Source organism: Lysinibacillus sp. NPDC095746, assembly GCF_044763535.1.
In the GTDB taxonomy this organism is placed as follows: domain Bacteria; phylum Bacillota; class Bacilli; order Bacillales_A; family Planococcaceae; genus Lysinibacillus.
Genome location: NZ_JBIWGL010000004.1, coordinates 20,012 through 41,309 on the forward strand (window position 1 = coordinate 20,012; position 21,298 = coordinate 41,309).

The window sequence follows — 21,298 nt, forward strand, 5'->3', positions numbered from 1 at the left end:
CCTACATTTTATGTCAATGATATCGCTCAATCTTCTAGTAAAAATTGTTGAAATACTTCGTTACCTACAAAGCGACCTTTTCGCGTGAGTCGAATTCCTTTAGTATCCTGTTCCAAAAGACCTTCTGAAACTAACTTTTCTATGACATATGAGTAATCCCTAGACATTGATTCGTTAAATTTTTCTTCATATATAGAGTGTGTAATTCCTTCTGTTTTACGCAAACCTAAAAACATTTGCTCTTCGCGTTTCTCGTTCTCTGTTACAACATGCTCATAGACAATTGGTAGTTCCCCTGCATTTACTGCATCCATATACTTTTTCAATGGTCCATGATTTGAATAACGCTGGCCCGCTAAATACCCATGAGCACCAGCACCAAATCCTGCATATTCATCATTTTCCCAGTATATTTTATTATGTTTAGAACTGAAACCAGATTGAGCAAAGTTACTTATTTCGTATTGTTGAAGTCCATGCGCCTCCATCTGGTTCATTAGCACATCGTACATATCAGCTTCAAGATCTTCAGTAGGTAAATGGAGCTTCCCTTTTGTGTATTGATTATAAAAAATCGTTTTTGGCTCCACTATTAGTGAATAAGCAGAATAATGTGGTATTTCAAGAGCGAACGCTTTTTCTAAGGTGTCCTGCCATTGTGCCATCGTCTGACCCGGCAACCCGTACATTAAATCCAAACTAATATTTCTGAAGCCTACCTTTTTCGCCAAGGCAATTGTTTCATAAACATGATTGTTACTATGAGTACGACCGATTTTCTTTAACAACTCTTGATCAAAGGATTGTACACCCATACTTAAGCGATTTACACCACCGTCAAACAATGCCTGCATTTTTGCTTCTGAAAGCTCATCCGGATTGGCCTCTGATGTAAATTCTGTCACATTGTCCATCGGAATATACGTACGAATAAGCTCAAGAAGTCTATCTATTTGTTTAGGTGATAGTGCTGTTGGTGTACCGCCACCAAGAAATATCGTTTCGATGTGCTTAAAACTCTCGGGATATTTTTTTGTCGCAAGCTCCATCTCCTTGCCAAGCATTTCTATATATTCATCTACTGGTTGATTTTTAAAATAAAATTTATTGAAATCGCAATAATTACAAATTTGATGACAAAAAGGAATATGAATGTAAACACCTCGTGCCATAGCTATCCCTTCTTTCTCGTTAGTCTTTTCCATTTCCTCATTATAAACAATAGCGGCACGGAACGCCATGAATCAAGTTAGTAAAATAACTAAATCAAAACTATGTTGCGTTAATACCAATCTTTTGAATTTCTACAATATACAACATTTGAAGTTGAGACACTTTCTGTATGAACAGCAATTAGAGTATATCGTAAAGAAACGCAAAAAAATAGTATGCTTGAAGGCTCCTCAAGCACACTATTTTCCGCAAAATTCTAAAGCTTGTAACGGCAATATTTCAGCCGCTGCTAACCATTAAATTTCTCGCCAATCTCTACAATATTATATGAAGAAATTAGCGATTCGAAAAGAAGCGTTTATCCAAGCTTTCAATTCATTTCACAAAAAACAAAACCAATGCAATAAATGGTTTTGTTTTTTGTATCCTTAATAACATACAATCCCTACGAAAATGCCAATTAGTACGAGCAAATAAGGTTGAACTTTCCAACGCATCAAGCACCATAATAAAGCGGCTGCAAGTACTATATCTAGAGCATTTTGAATTGTCTGTGTCACAATCGGATGAATAAAAGCTGCAGCTAGTATTCCAACAACTGCTGCGTTTGCACCAGCCATCGCCCCTCTTAATCCGGCGAAACGATTAAGAGCTAACCAAAAAGGCATTGCCCCTATTATTAACAAAAATGCCGGTAAAAAAATAGCTATCGTAGCGATAATAGCCCCAGGGACTCCAGCAATGACCATGCCTATGTAGGAAGCAAAGGTAAATAATGGACCTGGGACTGCCTGTGTCAATCCGTATCCTGCTAAAAAATCTGAAGAACTTATTAACCCACTTTGGACAAACTGTGCCTCTAGTAAAGGCAATACGACATGACCTCCACCAAACACTAATGCACCTGATAGATAAAACTTTTCAAGGATTGTAAACCATTCATATTGAATGAGTGAGCTAACAATTGGTAAACCAACAAGAAGTATAATAAACAGTGCTAAAAAACATTTACCTGCCGTTTTTGAAATAGGTACAACCGTTTCTTCTGGGTTCTCTTTATGATTGATTTTCTTTAAAAATTGATAGCCGAGAAAAGAAGCCACAATAATAGTCGTCACTTGAGCAAGTGGATGGATCCACAAAAGCACTGCCATCAGTGCCAACAAAGCGATTATTAGATGGCGAATACTTAGGATTAATTTTTTTGACATATCAAAAATAGCTTGTGCAACAATCGCAACGGCCACCAATTTTAAACCATGAATCCACCCGATATCCATCTCTGTATGTACAGAGAAATACGCAAATGCCATAAGTAGCAAAACTGACGGCAATGTAAAACCAACAAATGACACAATACTTCCAAATAAACCGCCTCTTAATAAGCCAATCCCCATCCCTACCTGGCTCGATGCTGGCCCAGGTAAAAATTGACTGAGTGCAACAAGCTGACTGTAGTCATGATCAGATAACCATTTACGCTTCTGAACATATTCATTTTGAAAATACCCTAAATGTGCAGTGGGGCCACCAAAAGATGTACAACCTAATGTAAGCGAAACTAAAAAAATCTCCCATAACCTTCGCAATATTTTCAACTACTTTCCATGTCGTCTATATTTATAGTACTAGAGGTAATCAACCGTTTGGTTTAAGATATTGTAAAGTTTGAATATGGGCGTTATGTTTGTTCTTAATCTCCAATCTTGATGGCAGAGCCAAATTCACTTCCATTTGCAGCTACCGGAATAAGCTCATAGCTCTTTCCCGTTAAATATAATGCATCGAGGCGAACACCCCACTTTGTATACTCTTCATTCAAAGGATATGCTACGTTAAATGGCCAAGATTCCCCTGCTGCTGATTGGATTTTAAAATGCAACGCTTCATTTAGTAAGCTTTTCTCTGAATGAAAGTATATCGTTGTTGATATTGGTGTAGAAACAACCTCCTCTATTGTTATTTCCTGACCATCTAAAAGCTTTACTTTTTTCTCAACAGGGAAGACCTTTCTATCTTCTTGTAATTGCTCTTGTGAAGCTTCCACTTGAAATTCCCACGGCGCGTCAATCTTTTTTTCGCCGTTCCAGTCGTTATAACGAATATCTAAGTTTAATATTTTATCATCTGGTAGTTCACTTAATTTCACACTACTATAGATCGTATAGGTTTTATCAGATTGCTGGATAGTCTGTCCTCCATTTCTAACCGTGAACTCTTTTCCATTCACCAAAACCTGTGGAAAGAAAAAGGTCTGGTAGTCGAAATTTAAGCCTTTTACTGGCTTAAAGGTAGCATTCAGTAGTATTTGGTTATCATCAATTATTATTTCATTTAACGTTAAACGTCCGAGACTATTTTCAGCAGTTTTATCGATCACTGTTTTGTAGGCTTCAAAATTTAAATCCTTCTTAAACAAAAAATAATAAACAATAACACAAGTAGCTACCAATAAAAGCAATACAACAATAAACCATATTTTCCGCCCTCGATTTTCCTTAGGCTCATTCTCGACAAGAAGCATATCATTGGACACCATGTACACCTCATTTTAAGAAAGTATGTCTTCACAAATGCTTTTTATTTATTGTAGTTTTCAATTGGACATTATATAACCTCTAACGATGTCAAGGTTTGGCTGATTTCACTATGTATAATTTTAGTTTTATCCGAACACATTGAGGAATTATCGCGCAACTTTTGAATTTTATCGACATCCACCTTCCTAGGAGTAAAAAAAGATTTACACACAAAACTGTGCGTAAATCCTTTATCCCTACTCTTGATGACGAACCTTTTTGGCTTCTTCCATTAAATAATCTACAAATAACTCATCTTTCACTAACCATGCTTGATAATTTCTTTTTAAAAACCATTCTGCTTCATAAAAACTTGTAAAGATTTGATCTAATGGAAGTTTATTTTTTTCAATTACCCAATCAAAATCACTTATTGAATATAGGAGGAAAAATTCTTCCTTTAGGTTTTTATACATTGTCCCGAAAGAAGAGAACCTTAAATTATAGCGATTTCGTTTCGCATCCTCTGGTATTGGTGCTATATGAAATATTTGTGCCACGTACTGCTCATAAGCTTCATCTGTTAAAGAGCAACCCGCTGCTTTTTGATGCCCTCCCCCTCCGAATTCTGCTGCAATTGCCGAAACATCTATGTGATCATGAATGGTACGAAATGAAATTTTTTTGCCACCCATATTTAATATAGCTATAAAATCGAGGTGTACATTTTCTTTTCCCAATTCATTACCAAGCTCTGAATGATACGATTCTGCATAAACCACACCCGTAAAATAGTCTCCTATCGATGTTTGCACTAACTCCCTTTTTTTTCGACGGATGTACCGTTCTATCTTCTCCTCTTCCATTGTTAAAATTTTCTTTTCAAATTCATCGAAGTCAAAATGTTCGCTAGTCTGTAAACGTTCAAGCATTTTTTCTTCAAATTCTTCGATGGATACTAAAAAAAAGAGTGCATTGAGTCGACGTGCTTGCTGATTATCATTCTTTTCCCATTCCCACGTATCGTACTGTCTCACTAACTCTACAAATTCTGTGATGGAGTTCCTTTGTTCTAAAAATCCATGTATAACAAGATACTGATAAAATAAAGACGTTGCGGATGTTAAATTGCCCTTTTCATCTTCTATCGATACTTTACCCCATTCATAATCATTTAAATGAAAAGCCGTTTTATGATGATCAAGTAATTGAACTTTGCCCGTTGCGATATAATAGTCGTTTAACCTCCTTTCATTTTCCTCGTTTGGAGATAAATCAGTAATAAATAAAAATGTATCTTGATCGTTATTGTCTAAAAAATACTCAATTTCGCGGTCCAATGCTGAAATTGAATTGTACTTAACCTTTACTTGATTTTGAAAGGCAAGCTTGGCTAAAATCCCGCAACCTACTCCATCTAAATCATTATGCGATAGCAATTTATACATTTTTTCACCTCAATATTAGTATGGTTTATCAGTGAAAAAATTATCGGTATTGTAAGACATATTTATGATGATATGCTCCCATGAAAAAATTTTTAACTAAAAATAGATTAATAGATATTTATTACCTTTAATAGTTATAAAGCATTAAAACATTCACCACTCTTAAATAAATCAATATTATTTTTAAAATAGTATTTATTGTAAAAATTTTTACCGCATTATAGCACTTTCCCATCATTAGCTTTATAACAATTTATTAAAAAAGTCATAAAAACCTTTTTAATTCAACATTTACGAACATAATCTATTATAATATTTTTCCAAATATTATACTCTACGCTAAATCAGATTATTTGGAAATAACTGAAAATAATTATCCTATAAAATATAAATTCATTTTTTGTTATAATATGTTATTATTATTTTAGTAAAACGACCTATTTTTGTTAAATAAAAAATAGAGGAAAAACGAACTAAAAAGGATGATGACCATGAAAAAAATCCAACAATTATTCCAAAGCGAAGATGGTAATATCGAACAAAGAGAGAATTTTTTATCCCTATTAGAGAAAATTGTTACATCATTAGATGAGTTAAAAAACCCAAAAACAACAACTCTTGGACCAATGAAAGAGCGCTCTGACAACTTTTATAAAGAGTTAATGCAAGAAAATCAAGTACCAACTTCAGGTGTCGGACTTGATCAGGTTGTGAATGATTTAACGCAATTGATGCAAGGTCATCCTTACCATACACGTAACTTTGTAACAAATGTTTTACCGATGGCTAGCATTCCTGGTATATTAGGACAATTTACAAATGCGCTGCTTAACGGTAACAATCTATGGGATGTATACGGACCTGCTGCCGCAGAATGTGAGGTAAAGGTAGTAGCAATGATGTCGAAATTAGTTGGCTACGACTATACTCAAAGCTTTGGGTACACAACTTGGGGTGGACAAGGGGCTGTTTTCAGTGGACTTCGTCTTGCGATTGCTAAACAATTCCCTAACGCAAAAGAAGATGGCGTACCAAATAATTTATATTGCTTTGCTTCAGAAAATGCGCATTACAGCTTATTAAAATCAATTGAAGCAGTAGGCATCGGTAGCAAACATTTAATTCGTATTAAAGCTGGCAAAGACCATTCAATGGATATCGAAGATTTACGTATGCGTATGACTGAAGTGATCGAAAATGGTGGTATTCCAGTGTACGTAGTTGCTACAACAGGCGCTACAGATCAGTTTGCCATTGATGATGTACAAGCAATCAAAAAAGTTACAACTGACCTTGAACAAAAACATTCATTAAAACCTATACATATTCACGCTGATTCAGCTTTAGGTGGTTTTTACGCATTTTTCAATGATTATGATTTTAAGGCAAATCCACTTCAGTTAGAGACTAATGTTTTACAAGCACTGGAACAAATTAAAGAACGTATGCAATATCTACCTATTGCAGATAGCCTTTGCTTCGACTTCCAAAAGCTTGGTCAAACGCCTTATTTAACAAGCTTATTCCTAATAAAAGAAGGAAAGCATTTACAACTATTAGATATCGAGGACTTCGACACACCTTATGTTGGTAACCGAGGCTATGGTTCTTATCATACAGGTTATACATTAGAATGCTCTCGTATGGGTAGTTCAATTGCTATTTACGCTGCATTACAGGCGTTTGGTAAAGAAGGTTACCAACAAATATTGGCAAATTATGTGCGTGTAAATTTAGCATTCCGTGCGCAGTTAGCTGAGAAAACGCCAATGTTACAAGTAGTCAATGAGTCTAATATTGGACCAGTTACAGCATTTCGTTTGTATCCTGAAGGCTTTAATTGGAAAGCTGAACAATCAGGTAGCTATACACAAGATCAGATTGAATATATTAATGGCCTTAACGCTTCTTTATTTGAAATTATAGGAGAAGGTCGCGACGAAGTATTTTTCGGTGATACTACACGAGTTTGCACTGTCAACACTAGCGATTCAAAACAACAAATTCCAGTCGCTGCCGCAAAATTCTTTTCAATCTCTCCTTATACAGAGACAGAACATATTAGTGATATGATTCATTTTTTACAACAAAAGGTGAAAGTATTGGAGGATGTTAAAGTTGAGTATAGTCAAAAAATTTAAAAGCTCTTTACTCTATAAATATATTGCTAGTTTTACTATTCCAATTGCTATTATTTCGGTAATATTTAGTATCGTATTATTTATTTCGTCTTATCAGATTATCGATAATTTTGTTATTACACAATTTGAGTCATCATTAGAGGTAATATCTCAAACAATTTTTGATGATATAGATAAAGAAGATGTCAAAGCTGCAGATAACGGCGAAAAAGATAAATATGAAGGAATATTAAATAAGTTAAATGAGACAATGAACGAGTACGATATTCAAAATGCTTACATTCTTTCACGTGCAAATGGCAAAGAACATATTGTGGCATTAAGTAAGAAAGATGATTATCAAGAGAGCTATGTTTTTACTAAGGACATGAATGAAGCGCTAAATACTGGAACCGTTCAATCTAGTGATATTTATAAAGATGAATACGGTATTCATAAATCCATTTTTATACCATTTAAAGATACGGATATTCTTTTTGGTTTAGATATGGACGCTTCCTTCATTTCTAAACTTCAAACGAAAACTCTTTGGACTTGTATCATTATGACCGTGATGTTTTTGATATTCGGTTTTATTGTGGCTTATTTCATTAGTAAAGGCATTATAAAGCCAATTAAAAATATGACTAACTATGTTGGTAAGGTGGCACAAGGAGACTTAGCCGTTGAACCACTTCAAATAAAGGGTTCTAATGAAATTGCCCAGCTTTCTGAAGGCATTGAAAATATGACAGAAGACTTACGCTCACTTATTCAACAAATTGCCGAAAATGCTGAGCAAGTAGCTGCTATGTCTGAAGAATTATCGGCAGGTTCTGAGCAAACAAGTGCCTCAATTCAACAAATCACATCTTCAATGCAAGAAGTAGCTGCAGGATCAGATAAACAAACTTCCGCTATTGAAGAAGTAGAAAGTCATATTACGACAATCTCCACAAAGATGTCAGAAGTTGTATCGAGCGTGAATGATGCCACTACTAAAGCATTTAGTGCCTCTTCAATTTCAGAAAAAGGCAATACGACGATTCAAAGTGCTACAGAAAAGATGGTTGTCACATCTAATGCTATTCAAGAGGCTTCAAAAGTCGTGGAACGTTTAAGCACATACTCAAATGAGATTGGCGACATTGTAACCTTAATTAATGAGATTACAGATCAAACTAATTTACTCGCTCTAAATGCTTCTATTGAAGCAGCACGTGCTGGTGAGCATGGTAAAGGCTTCGCGGTTGTAGCTGAAGAAGTACGAAAACTTGCTGACCAATCATTAGCAGCAACCAACAGTATTCGAACACGTATTGAAACGATTAAGGAAGAGTCTGTACAAGCTGTAAAATCTATGGCAATTAGTAACAGTAACCTTGAAGAAAGCTCCATTACGTTTAATGAATCAGGTGAAGCCTTTAAAGAAATATATTCGCATATTACTTCTCTTACTCAAGAAATGGATGCTGTCAATAATATCATTTCCAATATTAATGACGGGGTTAGCAATATTGCCGTTTCTGTAGAGGAAGTTGGTGTAATCGCTGTTCAAGCATCAGGAAACATTCAAAATGTAGCTGCCGCTTCCGAGGAGCAGTCAGCTAGTATTGAGGAGATTACGGCGTCTTCAAATAATTTAGCTGAGATGGCTCAGGAACTTCGTAATATCATACAAAAATTCAAATTATAAGAATAACGAATATCAAATATCCGCTATATTTTCTAAAGGTGAGTTTTGCCTTTAGAAGATTATGCGGATTTTTTCATTAACGCTTAAAAGTTCTTCTCTAATTTTAATGTCCTCTTGTTCATCCAGGCAATCGTTTCTTCTAACCCTACTCGATATGAGGTACGTGGTAAAGGGCCTATTTCCTTTTCGTATTTTTTCCCACTTAAAATGACTGGTTCTTCGGTTAAATACAACATTTCGACCACTTCCCTCATATTAGGGTTAAATGTTCCAATAAATTGGATCATGCCTTTAGAAATTGTACGAATGCCTTTTTTGTAACCTGTAATTTCACGTAAAATTTTTACTAGTTCTTCCCCTGTAATTGGATGAACGGCTGGCACGTTCCAATTCTGATTATATGTGTCGTCACGTAAAGCAAGCTCAACCATAGCCTTTGCGCCATCAACTGTATAAAGGAATTCCCTTTTCACCTGCATATTTCCTACAAAATTGGCTTTTTTACCTTGTGCTACATTTTTTAACGTTTCATAGAGTATAGTATTCTCTGCATTTGGTCCGTATAAATCCGGGAAATGTACAATTAACGAGGGTATATTACTGTTTTTTAATTTATTTTCCATCATTAAACGAATTTTCCCTTTTTTCGTTTGTGGTTCCTTTTTAGCTTGCTCTATTACAGGGTTTGTTGATTGTCTTCCATAGGCATAAATATTATCTACTAGTGCAATTTTCGCTCCTCTCCTTTCTGCTATGTTAATCACCATGTCTACGCATCGCATATGGCGTTTTTCCCAATCTTGATATGGAAAGCTAATAGCATGAAAAATAATATCCACACCATTTGAAGCTTTCATCAAATCCTGTTCATTAAATACATCACCCGAAATGATTTCTACATTTTTGTGATGCTGAAAAAGTGCAACTAACTTTTCTTTATTTCTAGCCAATGCCTTCACCTGTATATTTCGACTTACTAGTTCATTTACTAGTGCATATCCCATACCACCAGATGCCCCAATAACCAATGCTGTTTGCAAATTAAATTACCTCCCCTATTAATTAACCAGTGGTCAAAATAACTATTAAATGAAGCTCTAGATTTTTTTACTAGAGCTACTTTCAATATGTGTTAAAGCCTTAATAAGAAATTTTGCATGTATATCCACTGCTTCTTTCGCTTCCTCATAATTTTTTACATAATGACGATAATGTGTAACAAATCCATGAAGAGCAATAAATGTAGAATGTATATCTGAAATCAGCAGTTCTTTCCTTGATAAGGACTGTACAGCTTGTGCAAATTTTTCATAACTAAGATTCGCTGCCTCTTGCGAAAGCCCATCAATTTCACTATCCCTCATTATAAACATTAATTCATACTGACTTTGATTATTTAAACCAAACGCCATATAACCTACAAAAACATTCAGTAATTTAATGTTATGATCTTCAGGACCGTTCATATTTTCATCTAAAGTATTATTTAGTTCAGAAAAATAGTCACTTACTATTGCATAAAATATTTCTGCTTTATTTTTAAAATGATAGTAAATAGCCCCATGACTACAACCAAGTTCTTTCGCAATACTACGCATTGATACTTGGTGAAAGTCCTTTGTGATAAATTGCTTATGAGCCTCATTTATAATCATTTCTTTCGTCAAATCTTTTGTTGACGGCTTACGTGGCGACATAATTATCCCCCTTATTGACCGGTGGTTAATAAATAGTATATAGTTGTTTTCATTTTTTTTCAATATGACACTAACATGGAACAAAAATAATTTCGGGAGCTAAAAAACAATCTCTTACCACTTGAGAGTAGGAGATTGTTTCTAACAACTTTAAATTAAACTTTTCACAACTTTTGAAATAACAGCGCCTTCAGCCTGACCAGTTAACAAAGGTTTTGCAATTTTCATTGCTTCCCCCATGTTCATTCCTTTCGCAATGCCTGCTGCCACAAGTTTTTCTGCAATTTCTTCTTCAGTTAATTGCTTCGGTAAAAATGATTTTAAAAGTGCTAATTTTGCTTCTTCTTTTTCAATCAAGTCCGCTCGCCCTGCATTTTGAGCACCCTCTAAAGCCTGATTTGTTTGCTTCACTTCACGATTTATAATAGCCATTTCCTCTTCAGACGATAAAGCCTCCCCCTTTTCTTTTTCAGCTAAATCTAGAGCAGACTTCAAAAGCGATAATACGCCTTTTGCTAATACATTCTTTTCCCTCATTGCCTGTTTTAATTGTTCAAATACTTCTGTTTTTAACAATGTTTTCACTCCTTCGTGACATCATTATACCATAAAAAAATACCGTAACCTTTAGGGATACGGTAGCATGTGTCACGAAATTATGCCGAGGCATAATTAATTCTATTTTACTTGTTAAGCATAGATACTTCAGCTTTTGTCGTTATTAAATCCGATGATATAATATCAAATTTTGCATCTACAAGATCAATTTTTCGACTTAAATTTTGTTCAACTTTGTCTAATCTTTTTTCCAACGCTTCGTTTTTTTCTTCCAGTCGTTTCTCAGCTACATCAATTTTTCCTTCTAATCTCTTCTCAACTGCTTCGATTTTTCCTTCTAATCTCTTCTCAACTGCTTCGATTTTTTCTTCTAATCTCTTCTCAACTGCTTCGATTTTTTCTTCTAATCTCTTCTCAACTGCTTCGATTTGTTGTTGAAGATCCGATTTCATGTCTTGCATTTGCTTTGAAAGCTCTAAAATTGCTTGAAGAATCGTATGTTGGTTGACTTCTTGTTCCATTTTTGAGTTCCTCCTCTCTTATATATTTATTACATTATCTATTAATTTCACGCATTACTCACAATAAAAATAGGTAGAGTTACATAAGCAACTCTACCTTCATTCTATCTACGATTTATCTTAAAGTCAAAGTATTAAGAGATGGAATTTGTTAATTTTTCATCCGTTAATTTCACTTGATATAATCGTATCACTTTATATTCCTATTATAAACAGATCCTTACAATCACTTCTCAAATTGCCATGGTACCAGTATTTTACTCCAATGAAACTGACTACATTAGCAATATCTAGTGATTTATTAATCTCTGCCATTTACCCAATAAACAAAACCAATAACAGCTCCACCAATAATATTACCTATTGTAACAGGTAATAAATTTGAAATGGCTCCACTAAACGATACTAGTTCACCATGAGGTATGAGGAGCGCAAGGGAAAACAATGTCATATTTGCTATACAATGCTCAAATCCAATTGTAACAAATGGGAAAATACAGCAGAAAATCATCACTAATTTTCCAGTCTCTGTTTTTAATTTATAAGTGCACCATACGGCCAAGCATACTAGCAAATTACATAAAATACCTCGACATAAAAGTTCAACGAAGCTACCACTCATCTTAGCTGTAGCTAGTTTTTCAATGTAAGCTGCTATGTCTCCGCCTGCAAGCCCCGAGTAAAAAAATAATGCGGCTGCTAACAAAGAACCAAAGAAGTTTCCTATGTAACTAAATGTCCAAATGCCCAACATCTCTAATGGTGATGATTTTTTTGATAGTGTACTAACCGTTAAAACTAGATTATCACCGGTAAATAAATTGGCTCCAGCCATCATGACCATACTAAGTGCCACACCAAATGATAACCCTTGTACGATCTTCATACTTGGTACCCCAGCTGGACTTAATAAGCCCCCTATAGTAGTGATGAGCAAAATGCCAAATCCAATAAAAAGTCCGCCGAAAATAGCTAACAATAAATAATTAGCAGGCTTTTGCTTCATCATGTTAATTTTTGTTTCAGCTGTAATACAAACTGAAGAAATTGTCTCTTTCATACTTTCATCTCCCAAACAACATCAAGCTAATTTAATAACTCATTTTTAACGCTGGTCTTAAGTAGTCATCGGTTTCCACTCTAACCAACTTTTATACAAGGCTTACATTTTAACAAATTATTATTCCAAAATATCGTTAATTAGCGAATTTAAAGTAAATTCCTCCAAATATACATATAATCATGCACTATTACTTCTATGAAGACATCAATTTGTATTTCGAGTTACCCGCTTTCGCATAGGCATAGTCAAGAATAATTCGTATTTCTCGCAGTACTAACCAAAAATAATTTTTGATTAATATTTTTTTCAAATTATTTAATACTTCTATTAGTGATTTTATCATTGATATGGATTTATATTGATATGATCCCAGCAATTCCTACAAAATAAGTAGCATTAAATCAGTATGTAAAAGAGCAACAGCTAGAAGCCAAAATTATTGTAAAGCTAGAGTATTTTAATCCTACTAATAGTGTGAAGGACCGTGTTGCTAAAGCGATGATTGAGGATGCTGAAGCTCGCGGCGTGTTGACAAAGGATAAAACAATAATTGAAACAACTAGTGGCAATATAGGTATTGGTCTAGCAGCAATTGCAGCTGCAAAAGGCTATAAGCTTCGAATTTACATGCAGGATAGTGTAAGTGAAGAGCGAACAAAGGTAGTTAAACGGAACGGAGGTTGTACCATTTTCAGATGTTCCAGAAATGGTAACTGCCTTTGAGCAAACAGATGGTGACTTTGTTGAAACGATTAAAGTATTTCGATAAACAGTCGTTGAACAAGAAGAAAATGTTGTATTTTAAATCAGCTTGATATTGATGCCAACCCAAATATTTATAAGTTAACAACTAATCCTGAAGTTAGGGAGGATACAGACGGACAAATTGATATTTTTGTAGTAGCAATTGGCACAGGTGGTACGATAAGTGGAGCTGGTGCATATTTAAAATCTAAAAATAAAGCTATTCATTATTGGTATAGGGCCTGCTGTTAATTCCATTGCAACAGTGGATCATCCAGATATCATTGAAATCACCACCGCTTCTCCGATGCTGACGAGGCTCGCGCGCTATCGAATGTTCATTTAGAAATAATTGATGAAGTACTCGGGGTGGAAACTGAACAAGCTTATGAGGCGGCACGTGCTGTTGTGAAGTCAGATCGTTATTAGTAGGTACTTCATTTAGGTGCCGCTCTATTTACCGCTACAGCCCTTGCAAAACGCCCAGAGAACAAATGGAGACGGATTGTGGTCTACTTGATTTATTTTAGAAACAAGCGCATCGAAGAATACAAAGTAGTTTAGACATCTATAAAAAACGAAGGGTAAATTAACTTACCCTTCGTTCATTTCAATAACTTGTTAAAAAAATCTTTCCTTTAGTTTTTTTAGACGATTCAACGGCCGTTATCGCATTTTTAATGTCTAATAAATCATAATGAGAATCCACTGCCATCATTTTTAACTTACCACTATTAACTAGATTGATTAAGTGATGAAATGTACTTTGCCATCTTTCTATCGAAACTTGCTTGTTCCAATGACGTAAATGAAACATATTTGCCTTTACATTCGCCTCTTTAACGATTCTTTGCCAATTCACTTGTACACCTGATAAAAGACCAATCGCTATAAAATTCCCTCCAGCTTTCAGACAGCAGGCAAGATCGTAACCTGCTGTTCCCCCAATAGAATCAATTGCGGCATTAGCCCCATTGCCATTTGTTAGTTCCATTACTGTCTCATAGAGTGGTGCTACTGAAGTATCTATTACATAGGAAGCGCCAAGCTGAATTAAATCGTCCGTATGTCTATTATTTCTCGTTACCGCGATTAGTTGAAAACCTAACAATTTTGCTAGCTGAGCAAATATGTGCCCAATTGCGGACCCACAGGCATTCACTAATAAAATATCATTTGGCTGCAATTGTAATATATCCGTACATGTTACCCAAGCTGTCATTGGATTGATATACATTTGCGCTGCAGTAAAATCATCTATTGAATTGGGAATAAGCACTGCAAATTCTGCACTTGTTTTTACAATCTCCTGCCAAGTTCCTTCTCCACGTAAAGGTAATACACGCTTTCCAATAAGGTCCTGAGAAACATACGGACCTACATCCTCTACAATACCAACCCCTTCATAGCCAGGAATAGTTGGTAAAGAAATTCGATGAGCATAACTCCCCCATATTGGTATTAAATCTGAAGGGTTAATAGGTCGCGCCAGCATTCGAACAAGAATTTCTTGTTCTTGAGGGGGGTGAATCGTTTTATTTTCAAACTTGAGAACTTCCCGAGGGCTTCCAAATTCATATAATTTAATGCTTTTAGCTTTCAAAAAATTAACTCCTTTATAATTGATTATTAGCATTTTTTGCAACTACTCCAAAATGAAACCTTCCAGAGGTTTTCCTTATCCTCACCGATCATTGTCTTCTGCATCGGGCTTTTATGAGCGATTTTTCTCCCATTCCATTGCGAATATTAAATATTCCCCTAATCACTTTTCGAATAAAAATACTTTTTTATTCAATGACAATTATAAGGAGATTTAATGGTCCGATGGTGTTTTAAAGCTGTGAAATGGTAAAATCACCGTCTTCGGTCATACATATTTGCAAATTTTTATTAATTTCTATCTTAATAGGACTAATAATTGCTTTTTTGTCAGAAAAATACCAAACACGTTCACTTGGTCCTAAAAGTAAATTTGCTCCATCCTCATAATTCCCCATAAATGTGAGAGCATTTGAGCAAATCCCGTTATGATTCATTGGCGTTATACCGTATTCTTTTAAATGATCAGCTACTAAATAAATAGCATCCGTCGTTAAATTCATTTCGGCAATATTTAGTACATGCTTGGGTGAAAAATACTCTGCATCCTGTTTAGGATTTACTTCCTGCCTTGAAATAAGCTCAATAATATTTCCTTCCGGATCATAAAAATAACAAGAATAAGCCTTTAATGTATCAAAATATACTTCATCCTGTCCCTCTGACAATAATAACTCTGCATATTCTTTTACCCAGCTTTTCGCTTGTTTAAATAAATTACATGGAATATTTAGCGCAAAATGATATTGTTTTTTTACCAAATACGGTATTTTTTCAAAAGTAATAACACTTTCACCAACAGCTATATCAAAAAAATTATCCGTATTCTGTATTAATGAAAATCCTAAATGATTGCAGTAAAATTCCTTCATTTTATGTAGATCATACACATATAGTATCACCTTCGTAATCTTCATTCGTAAAACATCTCCTTTGCAATTATTAGCATTTACTATACTTATTAAAATAAATATCTTCCTCATGCAAAAGAATGAAAATTACTTTATAGTTGGATACGATCCCCTCTGCTATTTGGTTGTGAAATGACTAAAAACTCTACCTCTTCTTCCGAATCATTACGCATCTGGGGCGGTTTAAGGGGCGGCACTTCAATTCCTTCATTCTTTTGTAACACCATTCGTTCTCCTTCGATATCCATTGTTGCTGTTCCAGATAGTACAAAGAAAAATTGTTATGCATGATGGTGATAATGATTTACCTCTACTGTTTTAGCAGGCATACGTCATGAATAATACTGAGATCATTATTTTTCACTAAATGCCAACCATCACATTGTTCTCCCCATCTATAATGTTCTGCAACTTGTTTGCTAATTTTCAAAACTGATTTCACCTTCCTTTTATTTTGATTATTATGGATATTTACCTAATATTTCTATAAAATATAAAATAAGTATTTTTACTATGACGCAGTAGGGAGTGGAATCGTTGCATATCAAAAAACAATTGCTGGGCACTGCTCTCGGCTATGTGCTGGCATTATTCATTGCATATATCTTTTTCGATTATTTTTCCTGGTCGTTTACTGTAGGTTCTATTGTAGGTATTTGTTTATTTGCTCTAATTTTAATGTTCATGAAAAGGAGATAAATCCCCTTTTCATAAAGTATTTAAAAATTTTTCGAACTTGTTGGCACTCAGTATTTCATGTGTTATAAATTGGGCATTGTAAAATAAGCCAAAGGTTGTCCATATGATAGGTGCATTCTGTGCTTCATCTTTCGTCCTTAGTTGATATGCCTGAAAAGGAATGCCCCTTTTCTCAGCCAATTTTTTTAAATCATCTATAACGCCAACTGCAAAAGGGCATTGGGCAGTGAAGTATATCACAATACCACTGTTATTCGATAAAGCATTTTTCACCTGCGGTTTAAAGGAAGGATCGTCGGCATAATCGTTAAATTTATAGACAGCTAGCTGAAAATAAGGTGCTGCTTGATCTACCATTTCAAATCCCAAATGTTCAAAAAAACGCTTATCACTTAGAAATGGAAGCTTTTTCTCTCCCACTATATGGACGATGCCATCCATACCTTGCGCTAATGCATCTTCCTTACACTTTTCAATCAATTGTCTAGCATAGTTTTGATTTTTGAATTTTCCTGAAACCCATAGGCAATTGATATACATATAATTCGGTGCATCGATAGGAACCCAAGCTTGATTTGCCGGTAAATATTCAATAAACACTTTTGCCCGGGCGTTTAAACGATAAAAAATTAGCCCCTCATCCATACGGTTCATCAACCATTCTTTCTTTTCCTTTACAGCTTCTTCGTATTGCTTTGAACCGAGTGCGCAACATATATGTTCCTGTTCAATATTGTTTCTAGTAATTTGAATATAATCCACTTTACTATTCGCCTCTTTACTAATCTAATTTGATACTACTATTTTAGTATATCGAAGGTAGAAAATGGATAGTCTATAATCTGGAGTTCACGACAAAAAAGCGAACAATTTAAATAAATTTATCACTTTATTTTTTTAAGTAAACCTTATCGTATCTACACATAATATAGTCATTATTCTTCTATCGCTTTAACATAAACCTGCATTAAAAAAGATGGTTTCATCTTTCCTTTATGCAACTTTTTTTCACACTAGTTATTTAATCGGAGATAGGAAAAAACGTTGCTATAGACCCACTCGAAGTTTACTTGGTATCATATTATCAGGAGGTGATTTCTGGTGAATTCATCAAAAATTGCATTTTTATCAGTTTTAAGTAATTCAACTGTTGTCATATTAAAAATTATTGTTGGATTGTTCACAGGATCAGTTGCAATTGTATCGGAGGCAATCCATTCACTTCTAGACTTACTCGCCTCTTTTATTGCCTTTCTCTCCGTACGGATTTCCAGTAAACCAGCCGATAAAGAACACCCCTACGGACACGGAAAGGTTGAAAATATTTCAGGAACAATTGAAACACTTTTAATTTTTGTTGCTGGGATTTGGATTATTTACGAGTGTATTCATAAAATTATCGCTCCCACACCAATAAAACTCCCAGTTTTAGGAATACTGGTCATGTTATTTGGCGCCTTGATTAATTTTTTTGTATCAAGAATTGTTTATAGAACTGCAAAGAATACTAACTCTGTTGCCATGAAATCAAATGCACTACATCTACTTACAGATGTCTATACATCATTAGGTGTTGCATTGAGTTTATTGATTGTCCATTTAACTGGTTGGTATATTTTAGATCCGATCATCGGAATATTATTAGCAAGTTATATTATGATGGAAGCTTTCAAACTGATGAAAGAAACATTTCCTCCTTTAATGGATGCACGATTATCGATGGAAGAGGAAGAACAAATCATTCAAATTATTGAATCATTTAAAGATGAATACATTGAGTATCACGATTTTCGAACTCGACGTTCTGGGGCGGAAGAATACATCGATTTCCATTTAGTCGTAGCATCAAATGAAAGCATTGAAACCGTTCATAATTTATGTGATCGTATTGAAGAAAAGATTAATACGCATTTTCATCAAGCCAATATTCTGATTCACCTAGAACCGGAAAATGAAAAAATAAATGAATGATGCCAATAACCAGGTTTTTCAAAGTACCTGGTTATTTGTTTTATCGCTTAGCTGACAGACACTGAGGAGTTGCGTCAAAAGGACGACAGGGAAAGAAAATTTACAATGGGATTTGGAAAGCAAGGAGAGTAGCGATTTTTCTGGTTAGCAATTGACGAAATTGGCTAGAGATACATACACTTATGACTTTAAATAACAAATGTGATTTCATAAAGGTCGATACTTTAAGTTTTCAGGCATTAGATTTTTATCAAAATCACGGATATCAAATCTACGGTACATTGGACAATGTCGGGAGGGATTATAAACACTACTATTTAAAAAAGGATCTATCATAGGCTTACAAAATTTCCTTGTACCTATTTGAAACGAAGAATGAAAATTAATGAACAGATGTTTTTGTGAGAAAGCGTAGCGTCAGCAGGAGATGTTGGTCACTTAGTCGGTGTTGCTGTCGCTTCGCTTTCGATACTGAAAATAATTGTAACTGTCATTTCATTTACGTTACAAAAAAATTTACTGTAGGGAAGTTAAATTTCTCATCGTTGTAGGGAATATATATGATGAATTTTATTAAAAATAAACGTCTCCTTTTCCTTCATAAAACCATTTTTTTCAGCCACACGAATTGATGGTCCATTTTTAGGATCAATAATACTTATTAATTTATCTTGTCCTAACTGTGAAAATCCATATTCCACACAACTTTTAGCTGCCTCAGTTGCGTATCCGTTAGACCAATATTTTTTATGAATATGGTAGCCCACTTCCACTTCAGTTTTTCCATCTACTACTTGTTTAACGAGGCCACAATCTCCAATTAATTCATTCGATTCTTTTAAATATACTGCCCATAAGCCATATCCATCTGCTTGATATCTTTGTTTATTTTTTTTAATCCAATTTTTTGTTTGTTCTAAATTAAATGGAGACGGATAATACTTCATTGTTTCAGCATCAGAAAAAATGGCGTAAAGGACAGAAATATTGTCATCATGTAATTCTCGCAATTCCAACCTTTCTGTTTCCATAATTATCAATTTAGTTCACTCCTTAAATATGTAAATTATTGATCCCTATTCTAGTTTAGAAGAATCATTCCGTATTTACAAAAATATATATTTATTTCAATCTGTCAATTAACAATATTTTTAAGATTTATGTAAGGATAACGAAAAAAGAATGTAATTTTAAAAATCTATGCTAATATATAGGAGTTTAAAATAAAACGATAAATACTATATAGGCGAGGTGTAGGTTTTTTATGTATTTCGGGATTATTCCGCTCATCCTATTTTTTATTTTTTTGTATTCTTACTTGAAAGATCCCAGAAAGATAGTAAATGGCTTTTTATTTAATATTTTTTTCTGTTCATTTCTTTTATTTTGTACGATTGTTTCTTTAGCATCTGAAAACAATACTATAAAGCTTTTAGTTATTATTCCTTTAATAGCACTTTTCTTTTTGATACCTTTTGGAATTGTAGCTTTAATGTTCGGCCTATTTCTAAATGCAAGAATTTTAATGAAAAGAGAAGGAAGACGCCTAGCAAATTCCTTAACATTAATAGTAGCTATTATTATTTTATTATTTATTGTCATGCCTATTATTAGTCCATCCAGTTTGTTATCTAATATATTTCAGCCTGTTTTTGGAGGAATATTTCTTATTGCTTGTTATTTCTTGATTCATTTATCCAACTTTCTATCTGCATATTTTCTCTATCAGTTTAATAAACCAAAGTATAACCAAGATTTTATCATCGTGCTAGGCAGTGGTTTAATTAACGATAAAGTACCACCACTTCTTGCAAGTAGAATTAATAAAGCTATTGATTTTTATCAGAAACAAGCAGCAGTTAACGCACCACCAACAATTATTTTCTCTGGAGGACAAGGTCCTGATGAAAATCTGCCTGAAGCGGAAGCGATGCAAAAATATGCTGTTGAAAAAGGCATTCCTCTTGAACATACAGTACAAGAAAATCGTTCTGTAAACACCTATCAAAATATGTTATTTTCGAAACGGATTATGGATACGTTAAAACCAGATGGTAAATACAACAGCATCTTTACAACGAATAATTTCCACCTTTTCCGTTCTGGTCTATACGCTAGACAAGCTGGCTTGAATAGCCAAGGTATCGGCTCAAAAACAGCTTTTTATTATTGGCCCAACGCAATGGTTCGTGAATATGTGGCAATTATTGTAATGTGGCGAAAAAGACATATGAAAATTGTTGGGACAATTCTTGGAATTTCTCTACTCCTTTCTTTATTTGGCTTATTATTCTTCTAGTTAAATAAAAAAATAATCAACAAAGGGTACTAAAATCGTAATTTTCTAGTACCCTTTTATTTGTCGTTGACAGTAAATGTTTCCTCCAGTATCCATAAATAGGACATGTAACAATACTTTCGTACATAACATCTATTTTAAATGCGACCAAACTCCATTTCACTATTTAAACTGCTTCGAGTTGTTTTCGTTTAACTGTCAGCATATTTATAAATAAATTTCTTATAAAACAGACATTGAAAAGTTGCATAGTGGTTTTTAACTAGATTTATTGAGG

18 protein-coding genes and 3 pseudogenes are annotated in these 21,298 nt (G+C 34.3%); 7 read left to right on the plus strand and 14 right to left on the minus strand.

Going from position 1 to position 21,298, the window contains the following annotated elements; translation table 11 throughout:
• Window positions 1–26: 26 nt before the first annotated feature.
• The 4 genes from hemW to ACIQ7N_RS04260 all read right to left on the minus strand — a co-directional run bounded on the left by hemW (window position 27) and on the right by ACIQ7N_RS04260 (window position 5,140).
• Window positions 27–1,172 (minus strand): radical SAM family heme chaperone HemW, encoded by a 1,146-nt coding sequence (hemW, locus tag ACIQ7N_RS04245; protein WP_402930451.1) that lies wholly within the window; start codon window positions 1,170–1,172, stop codon window positions 27–29.
• Between the two features lie 429 nt (window positions 1,173–1,601).
• Window positions 1,602–2,762 (minus strand): chromate efflux transporter, encoded by a 1,161-nt coding sequence (gene chrA, locus ACIQ7N_RS04250; RefSeq protein ID WP_402930452.1) that lies wholly within the window; start codon window positions 2,760–2,762, stop codon window positions 1,602–1,604.
• A gap of 104 nt (window positions 2,763–2,866) precedes the next feature.
• Complete coding sequence (locus ACIQ7N_RS04255; protein ID WP_402930453.1) at window positions 2,867–3,712, minus strand: DUF4179 domain-containing protein; 846 nt, start codon at window positions 3,710–3,712, stop codon at window positions 2,867–2,869.
• Between the two features lie 237 nt (window positions 3,713–3,949).
• Window positions 3,950–5,140, minus strand: a complete 1,191-nt coding sequence (locus ACIQ7N_RS04260) for a DHH family phosphoesterase (RefSeq protein ID WP_402930455.1) — start codon at window positions 5,138–5,140, stop codon at window positions 3,950–3,952.
• Window positions 5,141–5,631: 491 nt separating this feature from the next.
• Between ACIQ7N_RS04260 and ACIQ7N_RS04265 the strand changes: the two genes are divergently transcribed.
• Entirely contained in the window at window positions 5,632–7,281 is a 1,650-nt protein-coding gene (locus ACIQ7N_RS04265) for a pyridoxal phosphate-dependent decarboxylase family protein (protein ID WP_402930457.1), read from the plus strand.
• Window positions 7,250–8,956, plus strand: a complete 1,707-nt coding sequence (locus ACIQ7N_RS04270; RefSeq protein WP_402930458.1) for a methyl-accepting chemotaxis protein — start codon at window positions 7,250–7,252, stop codon at window positions 8,954–8,956. The genes ACIQ7N_RS04265 and ACIQ7N_RS04270 overlap by 32 nt, the downstream gene beginning before the upstream one ends.
• 83 nt (window positions 8,957–9,039) lie before the next feature.
• Here the strand turns inward: ACIQ7N_RS04270 and ACIQ7N_RS04275 are convergent, their stop codons facing one another.
• From ACIQ7N_RS04275 to ACIQ7N_RS04295, 5 genes are all read right to left on the minus strand, one after another.
• Window positions 9,040–9,996, minus strand: a complete 957-nt coding sequence (locus tag ACIQ7N_RS04275) for an SDR family NAD(P)-dependent oxidoreductase (protein ID WP_402930459.1) — start codon at window positions 9,994–9,996, stop codon at window positions 9,040–9,042.
• Between the two features lie 57 nt (window positions 9,997–10,053).
• On the minus strand, window positions 10,054–10,653 hold the full coding sequence (locus tag ACIQ7N_RS04280) for a TetR/AcrR family transcriptional regulator (RefSeq protein WP_402930460.1): 600 nt from the start codon (window positions 10,651–10,653) through the stop codon (window positions 10,054–10,056).
• 150 nt (window positions 10,654–10,803) lie between these two features.
• Complete coding sequence (locus ACIQ7N_RS04285) at window positions 10,804–11,229, minus strand: GatB/YqeY domain-containing protein (protein ID WP_132356853.1); 426 nt, start codon at window positions 11,227–11,229, stop codon at window positions 10,804–10,806.
• Window positions 11,230–11,336: 107 nt separating this feature from the next.
• Window positions 11,337–11,732, minus strand: coding sequence for a hypothetical protein (locus ACIQ7N_RS04290; RefSeq protein ID WP_402930462.1), 396 nt, complete (start codon window positions 11,730–11,732; stop codon window positions 11,337–11,339).
• Window positions 11,733–12,033: 301 nt separating this feature from the next.
• Complete coding sequence (locus tag ACIQ7N_RS04295) at window positions 12,034–12,792, minus strand: formate/nitrite transporter family protein (RefSeq protein WP_248716576.1); 759 nt, start codon at window positions 12,790–12,792, stop codon at window positions 12,034–12,036.
• Window positions 12,793–13,269: 477 nt separating this feature from the next.
• On the opposite strand from ACIQ7N_RS04295, the pseudogene ACIQ7N_RS04300 reads away from it, so the two are divergent.
• Window positions 13,270–13,791, plus strand: a pseudogene (locus ACIQ7N_RS04300) (pyridoxal-phosphate dependent enzyme).
• Window positions 13,792–14,149: 358 nt separating this feature from the next.
• Here ACIQ7N_RS04300 and ACIQ7N_RS04305 read toward each other — a convergent pair.
• The 3 genes and pseudogenes from ACIQ7N_RS04305 to ACIQ7N_RS04315 form a co-directional block, all read right to left on the minus strand.
• Window positions 14,150–15,142 carry a zinc-dependent alcohol dehydrogenase family protein gene (locus ACIQ7N_RS04305; protein ID WP_402930463.1) on the minus strand — a complete coding sequence of 331 codons (993 nt, stop codon included), beginning with the start codon at window positions 15,140–15,142 and terminating at the stop codon, window positions 14,150–14,152.
• Between the two features lie 232 nt (window positions 15,143–15,374).
• A complete protein-coding gene (locus ACIQ7N_RS04310; RefSeq protein ID WP_402930464.1) occupies window positions 15,375–16,058 on the minus strand; it encodes a VOC family protein in 684 nt (227 codons plus the stop codon).
• 86 nt (window positions 16,059–16,144) lie between these two features.
• Window positions 16,145–16,482 (minus strand): annotated as a pseudogene (locus tag ACIQ7N_RS04315) (cupin domain-containing protein).
• Between the two features lie 107 nt (window positions 16,483–16,589).
• Here ACIQ7N_RS04315 and ACIQ7N_RS04320 point away from each other — a divergent pair.
• Entirely contained in the window at window positions 16,590–16,751 is a 162-nt protein-coding gene (locus tag ACIQ7N_RS04320; RefSeq protein WP_248716580.1) for a hypothetical protein, read from the plus strand.
• A gap of 9 nt (window positions 16,752–16,760) precedes the next feature.
• Here ACIQ7N_RS04320 and ACIQ7N_RS04325 read toward each other — a convergent pair whose 3' ends face one another.
• Window positions 16,761–17,513, minus strand: coding sequence for a GNAT family N-acetyltransferase (locus ACIQ7N_RS04325; RefSeq protein WP_402930465.1), 753 nt, complete (start codon window positions 17,511–17,513; stop codon window positions 16,761–16,763).
• A 339-nt stretch (window positions 17,514–17,852) separates the two neighbouring features.
• Between ACIQ7N_RS04325 and ACIQ7N_RS04330 the strand changes: the two genes are divergently transcribed.
• Window positions 17,853–18,722, plus strand: a complete 870-nt coding sequence (locus tag ACIQ7N_RS04330) for a cation diffusion facilitator family transporter (RefSeq protein WP_371873265.1) — start codon at window positions 17,853–17,855, stop codon at window positions 18,720–18,722.
• 158 nt (window positions 18,723–18,880) lie between these two features.
• Window positions 18,881–19,060 (plus strand): annotated as a pseudogene (locus tag ACIQ7N_RS04335) (GNAT family N-acetyltransferase); the annotation flags it as partial.
• A gap of 201 nt (window positions 19,061–19,261) precedes the next feature.
• Here the strand turns inward: ACIQ7N_RS04335 and ACIQ7N_RS04340 are convergent.
• The gene (locus ACIQ7N_RS04340) at window positions 19,262–19,753 is read right to left on the minus strand and encodes a GNAT family N-acetyltransferase (RefSeq protein ID WP_402930580.1); all 492 of its coding nucleotides are present in this window, start codon (window positions 19,751–19,753) and stop codon (window positions 19,262–19,264) included.
• A gap of 233 nt (window positions 19,754–19,986) precedes the next feature.
• On the opposite strand from ACIQ7N_RS04340, the gene ACIQ7N_RS04345 reads away from it, so the two are divergent.
• On the plus strand, window positions 19,987–21,021 hold the full coding sequence (locus tag ACIQ7N_RS04345; protein ID WP_402930467.1) for a YdcF family protein: 1,035 nt from the start codon (window positions 19,987–19,989) through the stop codon (window positions 21,019–21,021).
• Window positions 21,022–21,298: the final 277 nt, after the last annotated feature.